Annotated in this window: 7 protein-coding genes; 4 read left to right on the top strand and 3 right to left on the bottom strand. The window is 49.0% G+C overall.

What is annotated here, in order from left to right; all coding sequences use genetic code 11:
- Window positions 1–227: 227 nt before the first annotated feature.
- A complete protein-coding gene (locus tag DWZ76_RS14250; RefSeq protein ID WP_107001732.1) occupies window positions 228–1,541 on the bottom strand; it encodes an SLC13 family permease in 1,314 nt (437 codons plus the stop codon).
- Window positions 1,542–1,554: 13 nt separating this feature from the next.
- On the bottom strand, window positions 1,555–2,418 hold the full coding sequence (locus tag DWZ76_RS14245) for a DUF6282 family protein (RefSeq protein ID WP_022360659.1): 864 nt from the start codon (window positions 2,416–2,418) through the stop codon (window positions 1,555–1,557).
- 212 nt (window positions 2,419–2,630) lie between these two features.
- Here DWZ76_RS14245 and DWZ76_RS14240 point away from each other — a divergent pair, with 212 nt between their 5' ends.
- The gene (locus tag DWZ76_RS14240; RefSeq protein WP_022360660.1) at window positions 2,631–3,551 is read left to right on the top strand and encodes a LysR family transcriptional regulator; all 921 of its coding nucleotides are present in this window, start codon (window positions 2,631–2,633) and stop codon (window positions 3,549–3,551) included.
- Window positions 3,552–3,557: 6 nt separating this feature from the next.
- Here DWZ76_RS14240 and DWZ76_RS14235 read toward each other — a convergent pair whose 3' ends face one another.
- On the bottom strand, window positions 3,558–5,537 hold the full coding sequence (locus tag DWZ76_RS14235; RefSeq protein WP_118469467.1) for a LacI family DNA-binding transcriptional regulator: 1,980 nt from the start codon (window positions 5,535–5,537) through the stop codon (window positions 3,558–3,560).
- A 377-nt stretch (window positions 5,538–5,914) separates the two neighbouring features.
- Between DWZ76_RS14235 and DWZ76_RS14230 the strand changes: the two genes are divergently transcribed.
- The 3 genes from DWZ76_RS14230 (at window position 5,915) to DWZ76_RS14220 (ending at window position 9,537) form a co-directional block, all read left to right on the top strand.
- Complete coding sequence (locus tag DWZ76_RS14230; protein WP_107001728.1) at window positions 5,915–6,943, top strand: sugar ABC transporter substrate-binding protein; 1,029 nt, start codon at window positions 5,915–5,917, stop codon at window positions 6,941–6,943.
- A 99-nt stretch (window positions 6,944–7,042) separates the two neighbouring features.
- Window positions 7,043–8,551 (top strand): sugar ABC transporter ATP-binding protein, encoded by a 1,509-nt coding sequence (locus DWZ76_RS14225; RefSeq protein ID WP_118473020.1) that lies wholly within the window; start codon window positions 7,043–7,045, stop codon window positions 8,549–8,551.
- On the top strand, window positions 8,551–9,537 hold the full coding sequence (locus DWZ76_RS14220; RefSeq protein WP_118473019.1) for an ABC transporter permease: 987 nt from the start codon (window positions 8,551–8,553) through the stop codon (window positions 9,535–9,537). Before DWZ76_RS14225 ends, DWZ76_RS14220 begins: the two co-directional genes overlap by 1 nt.
- Window positions 9,538–9,544 lie beyond the last annotated feature (7 nt).

Below are 9,544 nucleotides of genomic sequence, written 5' to 3'. Positions count from 1 at the left end.
GAACAGGCTGACAGCTTTTCGAACAAACAACTTCTCATTCAAGTCGAACGTCCGTGAGACTTGGCGCGTGATTCTGGTCAGCGTAAGCTGACATATTCTTTACAGAATCACTGCGCATCCTCGCGGAGCGTTTATCTCAGTCGGAGACAAGGCTTCCACTGAGACAAATTTGCTATTACTCACCACCTGAAGATGTGGGAGTTTTCTCGACTGAGATAAAATTTCCCTTACAGAACAACTGCTACAATCAGGTTATATACCGCACAGCAGATAACGCTGATCGGCACTGCCACAAAAAGCAGGCGGTTGAACAGGTGATTTCGGTCTTCCTCGTTTCCGCAGGAACCAAGAATCAGGCTGCCGCCGGATGAGAACGGGCTGATCGCACTGCTCTGTGCACCAAGAATCGTGCAGGCAAAGAGTGCTGCCGGATTTAATCCGGTTGCTGCCGCAAGTCCCGGAATCAGCGGGAACAGGGCTGGTGCTACAACACCGGTTGTAGAACTGAAGAAACTCATAAATGCGCCTACAAAGCTGAATGCCAGCGGAATCAGGGCTGTCGGAACATTGGAACCAATCCATGCAGATAATGCATCAATGGTACCGGCCTGAACTGCAACGGCGATAAGCATGCCGGCTCCGGCAATCATGAGGATGGTGTTCCACGGAACACGTGCGATAACTTCCTTCTGCGGCGCCAGATCAAAGAGCAGTGCAATGATGGTAAAGCAGAATGCCACCAGTCCTACATCAACCTTTCCGGCAATTTTTCCAATCAGTTCATTGCCAGGAACCGCCATCTTTAAGAGCGGGAATACCAGAACAATCACCATCATCAGAATCATTAAATGCAGGGTTGTTTTCTGTTTCTTGTCAAACGGCTCCGGGCGATTGAACGTTACGCCTTTTCCGATACCGCGGTTGCTCTTGAAACCGAAGCGAAAAATTGCAATCAGAATCAGGGAAAATACAATCGCGAAACCAAAAATTTTCATTTCATCTACAAAGGAATTCGTTGCTTCAAATGCCGGTTCTGCTTCATAAGCAGTATCAATCAGACCGCGGAATACGACGCCCAGCGAAGCTGTGGGGAAGTTTCCGCCTGCCAGTGCACCGCAGTTGATCGCCACCGCACCGGTCAGCTTGTCCATCTTTGCTTCCTCACAGATAAGGATGGTAATCGGTGCCAGGAATGCCAGAACGGTAAAGTATGCAGCACCCATAACAGAAAGTACAACTGCTACAAAAAATAATGCAAAAGGAAGCATGCCCGGAAACTTGCGGCACATATAGAGAAGACTGGCCGACATTTTTTCAAGGGTTCCATTCACAGCTGCAAAGTTGTAAAACAGTGATACTGACAGGATGACAAACATGGTGCTGACCGGCCAGAAGCCAATCAGTTCTTTTGTTTTCAATCCCATGCCAAAACAACCAATCAGGTATGCAAAGGCAATACAGAAAAATCCCGTATTGATTTTCGTTTTATATCCCAATATAACGGCAACCGCAATGGATGCCACCAAAACTGCACTTAACATATGATGCGTCCCCCTATTCTTCGATGCCCAACAGTTTTGCCGGAATAGTGTGTGTCATATGGTACACGTGTTCTTCCGGAATTCCATGATCTACCAGATACTGCATATATTCTGCCAGCGCCAGCTCCCAATGCGGGTTTTCTGTCTGGCCGCCATCGGTATCAACCATGACATTTTTATAGCCAACCTCTTTGATAAGCTCCAGGTTGTCTGCCAGATTGCTCTTATACTTTCCGCCACCCATGTTCTGTGCATAGCAGCGCTCTAAGATAACGTCATAATCCTTTACCAGACGAAGCTGATCCTCATGGCTCATGCCTACGATCCACCATTCCGGATGGGTTACAACGATGTTTTTTACTCCCATATCCCGGGCAGCTTCCACAACAGTAAAAATTTCCTCCGGTGCGATGTGAGCGGTTCCCAGTACCGCATTGTGGTCGCGGATCAGTTCCAGCACGGAACGAAGCTCCGGCACGATCTTTCCATCTTTTACGACCTCCACGCTCTGGCTCAGATCCTGGTTCATCTTCTGCATATGGTTTTTTGCCGACTGGGTCGGAAGCCATACTACCTTAGCACCCAGACGAAGCGCCACATCGACTGCCTTCGGATTGATGCCGCCGACTACCTTATTTAAGGTAATACTGCCAAACATCGTAAAATTGTTCGTTTTCCCGTGTACAATTTCGTTGTGGCGGTTGCACAGATACGCCCGATCCATCGTGGTTCCCTGATGCGTCTTGATGACGATAGCGCGTGCCCCAACCCGGATCGCCGCCTCCATCAGTTCGAAATCATCATACGCCCGCAGACGCAGATCCGGATTCGTGTGAACGTGCATGTCGATAACACCCTTCATTAAATCCTGTTTCATCTTGCTTATTCCTCCTATTTTATAATCGTCCACAGAGACTTTTTCAAAGCTGCGTTCCCTCGCCGGATTCCTATTCGATTTTCCAGCCGCTGCTTCAGTCTCTGCCATTGATTTTTGCTTGTTTTTATCTTATACTATTTTTGTTATAGGAGAAAGGCAAGATTTGTTATACCAGATATCGGAAATTCCGATATCTCGTGAGGGGGATTCTCATGGATTTAAAAGAACTAGACTATATCGTAACCGTCGCTAACGAGGGGAGCATCTCCCGCGCGGCCGAAAAGTTGTTTATGGCGCAGTCAAGCTTAAGTCAGGCAGTCCGCCTATTTGAACAGGATCTGGGAACGCCGATTTTCGTCCGAACAGCCCGCGGAGTCCGTCCAACCTCTGCCGGGGAGGCGTTTATTTTCCATGCCAGACAGATTTTACAGCAGTACCAGGAGGCACGCAGCGAGGCTTCGGATATTGAAAATTTAAAGGGCGGCACTGTCATTTTCGGCATCAGTACCTACCGGGGAACCTACCTGCTGCCGCCGGTCCTGAAAAAATTCCATGCCCTGTATCCACGAGTTCATGTGGAGATCTGTGAGATGGACAGTATTGATCTGGAAAATAAGATTTTAGAGGGACTTTTAGATCTGGCGCTGATAGCCGCGCCACCGGTTCGGATCAAACACGGTGTGGATTTCCTGATGCGGGATGAGATCATGATCGCCACCACCGCCGACCACCCGGTCATGGCGTTTGCGAAGCCATGTGAATCGGAGCCGGAACAGATGTGGATCGACCTAAAGGACACCGCACCATTTGAGTATATTCTGGGACCGCCCAGCACCGTCCTCGGACGGACTGGCCGCCGCTCCCTGCGCGAGGCTGGCGTGGAACCGCTGGGGCTCGACACCTACCTCTCCGCCTCCTTTGCTGCGGCGATGGCGCGGGAGGGAGTCGGACTCGCATTCACCTACCGTTCCTGCCGCATCATGCGGGATGAGTTCCGCTATCTGCGGATCGGGAAAGATGGTATTTTCCTCGATCTGGCGCTCGCCTGGCCCGCTGGAAAATACCGCTCGCGGGCGGCGATGGCGCTCGCGAAGCTGTTTCAGGAGATGGCGCCGGAGCTGCTGAAGCGGTGAGCTTTTTTACCCCAGCTCCTCCGGCAGTGCCTCAAAGAAAATATCCTTCCACGCACGTTTCAGCTGTTTTTCATGAACTACATAAGGCTGCACTCCAATATATTTTGGAACCTTATCACTAACCAGGGATTTAGCGACTGCAAGAGCGGCTGCTTTTCCCTGGTCATATGGTCTTTGGGTGCTGAGTCCTTTTACAAATCCTTGATTCATTTCTTCTGCAATCTCAAAATCCAGATCTGTGGTAAAGACAGCGATATCTGTCCGGTTCAAAGCTTTTAGGGCCTTGATGGCGAGCAGGGCGGGGCGGTCCCAGCTCACATAGAGCGCCTGGATATCCGGGTGCTCGTTTATCATCTCATAGCATACCTTGTAGGCATTTTCAATTTGAATAAATCCCTTTCTGGCAGTGATTTCAATGTCGGGATAGGATTCCCTTAATATTTTTTCGGCACAGTTATCACGCTCGGTAGTGCCATAAAACATGGCACCGTGGATGATGAAGCCGACTTTGGCGTGCGGTTTTTCTTTCAGATATTCACCGATCATGCGCCCTGTATTGGTGCCATTTTCCCGCTCATTGACGGAGATACAGGAGACGTAATTGTTCCGGCTGAAATTCTGCGGGACATTGCTTAAAAAGATCAGCCGCGTCATTTTGGACAATTCCTGAAATGCCGGACCCGTCTGGACATCGTCGGTGGGGATGGCGATGACGGCGTCCGGGTGCTGCATTTTGATGCTTTCGAGCTGCATATTCTGGAGGGCAGGATCAAAATGGGCGTCCATGGTGGAAATAATATCGATTCCGTACTGTTCCAGTTCATCCCGGATGCCTTTCTGATGCAGGGCAGCCCAGGCGGTTCCAGTGTAGTGGAAGGAGATGGCGACGCGGTAATTTCCAGTTCGCAAAAGCTGTTTTTCCTCCTTGGAGAGGCGGATGCTGTCCGGGGAGACGGCGTGTTCACCGAGCGGACCGTTGTCGATGATCCGGGTGGAATCACGCAAAATCAGCTCTACATCTGCGTAGCGGGTCAAAGGTGCGCCGGAGAGGTGGTTGATCTCGTCAAAGAGTGCCTGCGAGGCGAGTTCTGCCATCTGGTCGATGTCCCGGTGGATGCAGGATAGCGGTGGGGCGGTCAGCTCGCACCAGAGCATATCGTCAAATCCGATGATGGAAATATCGCGCGGACAGTCTTTTCCCAGCTCCCGCAGCGCCTTGAGAAGAAACATAGTCAGCCGGTTTCCACCGGCGATGATAGCGGTGGGGAGATACCGGGTGATGCTTTTCTGAATATTCAGGCTGATGGTATCACTGGACTGATACAGATTGATCTCCGCGATGCAGGAACTGCTCAGGGTATGGTTGGCGGAGAGAAGCGCCCGCTCATATCCGGCAATCTTGTCCTGTTTGGCGAGGCTGTCTGTTTTTTCTACCAGAAACAGCACATTTTCGTGTCCGCTCTCAAAAAAATAGGAAGTAGCGGAGTGAAATGCTTTGGTGTAATCAAAAAGGATCCGCGGAGTGACATCGTCATCGATGAATCGTTCGACACATACAAACGGGATACCGGATTCATAGAGAAATGAATAGGTAGCCGGATTGCTGCTTGCCGGGGAGAGAAAGATGCCGATGGTCTTGGCACTGGAGATTAAGTTTTGCAGGATGCTTTTCTCCTCTTCCAGGTTGTCGTTGGTGACGGCGGTGTAAAACTGATAGCCCTGGCTGGTCGCGTAGGACTGCAGCTGATTGCACAGATCGCAGTAGAGCGCGCTCTTGATATTTGGAAAGACAGCGACAATCTGTGAACTGCGTCCGCTGCGGATTTTACGCACCTTTTTTTTGATTTTTTCAGAATATCCACTTTCTTCAATAATAGCTTCGATTTTATCCACCAGTTCCGGGCTGACATAGCGCGTATGGTTGATAACATGGGAAACGGTGGCGATGGAGACGCCTGCCTTTGCGGCGATTTCTTTGATGGTCATAAAACTCCCCCTTGCTGGCACGGATTAGTCCGGCTGTTCCTGCGCGGCTGGATTTGAATTTGCCGCAGTTTTGTGTTTCTGTTTTTTTGATTATAGCACAAAAATAGGAGCAAAACGATAAGGTAAATATAATTTACGTAAAAAATTAGAAAGAGCGGTAGAAGTGCATAAATATCAATAAAACAGGATGAATATATCGCTGAAATTAGTGCAATATGCCACAAGAGTATTGACGAAAGAGCATGGAATAGAGTAATATCTAGATATCAGACAGGGAGACTCCTTCCAGAGAGAAAATTTTTTACGTAAAAAAGAAAACTATAACAATCCGTTTGAAATGCACTAAACAGTGATGAAGTAAGAGGAGGATCAGATTTATGAAAAAAAGTCTTAGATTTACAGCAGCAGGTCTTTCAGTTTGCATGATGGCAGCAATGCTGGCAGGATGCGGCTCTTCCAGCAGTACCGATACAACAGCGGCAGCCGATGCTTCTGAGGCAGCGGCAGATACGCAGGGGGCTGAGGCAAAGACCAGCGATTTATCGTTTGCATTCTGTACGAATACTTTAAACAATACTTTCCAGAGTTCCATTGATGCAAAGCTCAGCGAGCTGTGCAAGGAAAACGGCATTTCCTATACCTGCCTGGATCCGGATTATGATTTAAACAAGCAGCTCAGCCAGTTATCTGACTGTGCAAACAGCGGTTACGATGCAGTATTTGTTATCCCGGTTGACTCCGCAGGTATTACCTCCGGACTGGCTGAGATTGCAGATGCGGGTATTCCGATTTTCAACGTAGATACCGCGGTCATCGATGATGATATCGAACAGTTCGTGACACAGTTCGTTGGAACCAACGCATATATGGCAGGCCAGTTAGTGGGCGAGCAGATGACGAAAGATTATCCGGATGGCGCAAAGATTGCAGTTCTGGATTTCCCGTCCAATGAAAGCTGCGTGGATCGTGTCAATGGTTTCCTTGAGGGTCTTGGCGATCAGAAAGATAAATTTGAGATTGTAGCACAGCAGGATGGCGGTGCAGCGCTCGATCAGTCGATGGGACTGGCTGAGGATATCATCACAGCAAACCCGGATCTGGAAGCATTCTTCTGTATCAATGACCCGTCTGCCCTGGGTGCGGCAGCAGCTATCAAGGCAGCAAACAAGACCGGCGAGATCGGTGTATATAGCATCGATGCATCCCCGGATGGAAAACAGGCACTCTTAGACGGCGAGTTCACCGCAGTTGCATGCCAGGTTCCGCTTCAGATTGCAGAATATGCATTTGACGCAGCTGAGAAATATGTAGGCGGCGATACCGCAATCGATGAGAAGAAAGTATATCTGGATTCCCATCTGGTAGAGAAAGAAGAGGCAGAGAAGACTCTGAACGACTGGCAGTAATGAACTGCGAGGAAGCTTAACAGTTACGTGAAATAAAATAAAACATGGAAAATGCGGCGATGGGGTTCATTGCCGCATTTCTAAAAAACGGAGGGTTCTATGGGAAAAACAATTCTGGAAATGATAGATATCAAGAAAAGTTTTTCCGGGATCTATGCATTGTCAGGGATCAATTTTTCCCTGGAAATGGGCGAGGTTCATGCGCTTCTGGGAGAAAATGGAGCGGGTAAATCAACGCTTATCAAGGTCCTTGGAGGAATTTATAAACCGGACAGCGGGACAATCGAGATTAATGGTCAGGAAGTTGAGATAAATGGTGTTTCGGACGCCCAGGAGAAAGGAATCGGAATCATACATCAGGAGATCGTCCTGGTTCCGTATCTGACGGTCGCGCAGAACCTGTTCCTGGGACGGGAAATCAAGACGAAATTCGGCACCGTGGATATGCGGGAGACGAACCGCCGGGCAGGCGAGATGCTGGCAAACCTCGGGGTCAATATCCACCCGGATACGCTGGTAGAATCTTTGACGATCGCCCAGCAGCAGATGGTTGAGATTGTAAAGGCGGTATCCTTCGACGGACGGATCATCGTCATGGACGAGCCGACGTCCTCCCTTTCCAATGACGAGGTAGAACAGTTATTTGGAATCATTGAGAGATTAAAAGCAAAACAGGTAAGCATTATATATATTTCCCACCGTATGGAAGAACTGTTCCGGATCTCGGATCGGGTTACCATCATCCGCGATGGCGCCTATGTGGGAACGAAAAAAAAATCGGAGACGAATGCGAACGAGCTGGTAGCCATGATGGTAGGACGGGAGTTAGAGAGCTTCTATGCCAGAGATTACAACGATCTGGGACATGCAGAAACGGCGTTGGAAGTGAAGAATTTAACCTGTGAGGGTGTGTTCTCAGATATCAGCTTCCGGGTAAGAAAGGGAGAGATCCTGGGATTTGCGGGTCTGGTCGGAGCCGGACGAAGCGAGATCATGGAATGTATCTTTGGAGCCAGAAAATACCAGAGCGGAACCATTCTTTTAAATGGAAAGGAAGTCCGCTTCACGACACCGATCCAGGCAATCAAGGCGGGCATCGGACTGGTGCCGGAGGATCGGAAAAAACAGGGACTTGTCCTTGGCAATACGGTCGGTTTTAACCTCACGCTGGCATCGATTGACTCTTATATTAACGGAATTGCCATCAGCGACCGGAAATGTCAGGAAGTGATTGATTATTATAAAGAAAAGCTTCATATCAAAGCAGTGGCAGACCGGGTGGAACTGGTGGAAGCGGGAAGTCTTTCCGGCGGAAACCAGCAGAAGATTGTCCTTGGAAAATGGCTGGCAATCAAGCCGGATGTCCTGATTCTGGACGAGCCGACGAGAGGTGTCGATGTCAATGCGAAGTTTGAGATTTATTCCGTTATTAATGAGCTGGCGAAAGCGGGTATCGCCGTTATCATGGTATCCAGCGAGCTGCCGGAGATCATCAATATGTGCGATAACGTATGTGTCATCAAGGCGGGAAGAATGACGGGAATACTCGGAAGAGAAGAACTGGATCAGGAGAGAATCATGCAGTATGCAGCAGGAGGCGAAGAGTGATGAACGGAAAGAAAAGTACAGCAGGCAATTCGGTACTCTCGGTATTTACCGGAAATACAGGAATTATTGGAGTGCTGGTTATCTTATGTGTGGTAGTCGCACTGGCAACCGATAAATTTTTGACACCGAGCAATATCATTTCAGTGCTCAGACAGATTTCCATTAATACATACATTGCACTGGGAATGACGTTGATTATTATTCTCGGACACATCGATCTGGCAGTTGGCGCGATCGTAGCGATGAGCGGAACTCTGACGGTAGGATTTGTAGTTAATCAGGGACTTCCGATTGGCGTAGCGATTGCGGCTGGCATCATCATCGGTGTTGTGGCTGGTCTGATTGATGGTATGGTTGTATCGAAATTCCGTGTTCCGGCATTTATCATTACGATGGCAATGATGAATGTCTGCAACGGTATCGCGTATGTATATTCGGGCGGACAGTCCACCCGTATTACGGATAAGTTTTTCATTGCAATCGGAACGGGTTATCTGTTTAACATTATTCCGCTGCCGGTTGTCTATATGATTATTTTAATTATCGTATTTAGTTTTCTGCTTTCTAAAACAAAATTTGGTACCTATGTGTATGCAATCGGCGGAAACCGTGAGGCGGCGCGTCTCTCAGGTGTTCCGATCAAGAAAGTCGAGATCATCGTGTTTACATTGTCGGGCGCTCTGGCGGCGTTTGCAGGTCTGGTTCTGGCATCGAGAATGTATTCCGGACAGCCGTCCGTCGGAAGTGGCTATGAGATGGATGCGATCGCAGCCTGTGTCCTCGGCGGAACCTCGATGGCAGGTGGACGCGGACGTATCAGCGGCACAGTATTCGGTGCGATGGTAATCGGTATTATTTCCAATGGTCTGAATCTGATCGGTGTCAGCTCCTACTGGCAGCTGATTGTAAAGGGTCTGATCATTGCCTGCGCGGTTGTACTGGATTCCCAGAAGGGCAATCTGGCACTCCTCAGAAAAAAGAAATGATTCCAAG

This window comes from Clostridium sp. AF35-15 (assembly GCF_003477745.1).
GTDB classification, from domain to species: Bacteria; Bacillota; Clostridia; order Lachnospirales; family Lachnospiraceae; genus Otoolea; species Otoolea fessa.
Note: the sequence above shows the minus strand (reverse complement) of the source record. Positions and strands in the feature narration are given on the sequence as shown.

What these genes read in the sequence shown, in the direction of transcription:
- DWZ76_RS14230 (WP_107001728.1), top strand. Translation starts at nt 5,915, where the DNA reads ATGAAAAAAAGTCTTAGATTTACAGCAGCAGGTCTTTCAGTTTGCATG.
- DWZ76_RS14250 (WP_107001732.1), bottom strand. Translation starts at nt 1,541, where the DNA reads ATGTTAAGTGCAGTTTTGGTGGCATCCATTGCGGTTGCCGTTATATTG.
- DWZ76_RS14240 (WP_022360660.1), top strand. Translation starts at nt 2,631, where the DNA reads ATGGATTTAAAAGAACTAGACTATATCGTAACCGTCGCTAACGAGGGG.
- DWZ76_RS14245 (WP_022360659.1), bottom strand. Translation starts at nt 2,418, where the DNA reads ATGAAACAGGATTTAATGAAGGGTGTTATCGACATGCACGTTCACACG.
- DWZ76_RS14220 (WP_118473019.1), top strand. Translation starts at nt 8,551, where the DNA reads ATGAACGGAAAGAAAAGTACAGCAGGCAATTCGGTACTCTCGGTATTT.
- DWZ76_RS14225 (WP_118473020.1), top strand. Translation starts at nt 7,043, where the DNA reads ATGGGAAAAACAATTCTGGAAATGATAGATATCAAGAAAAGTTTTTCC.
- DWZ76_RS14235 (WP_118469467.1), bottom strand. Translation starts at nt 5,537, where the DNA reads ATGACCATCAAAGAAATCGCCGCAAAGGCAGGCGTCTCCATCGCCACC.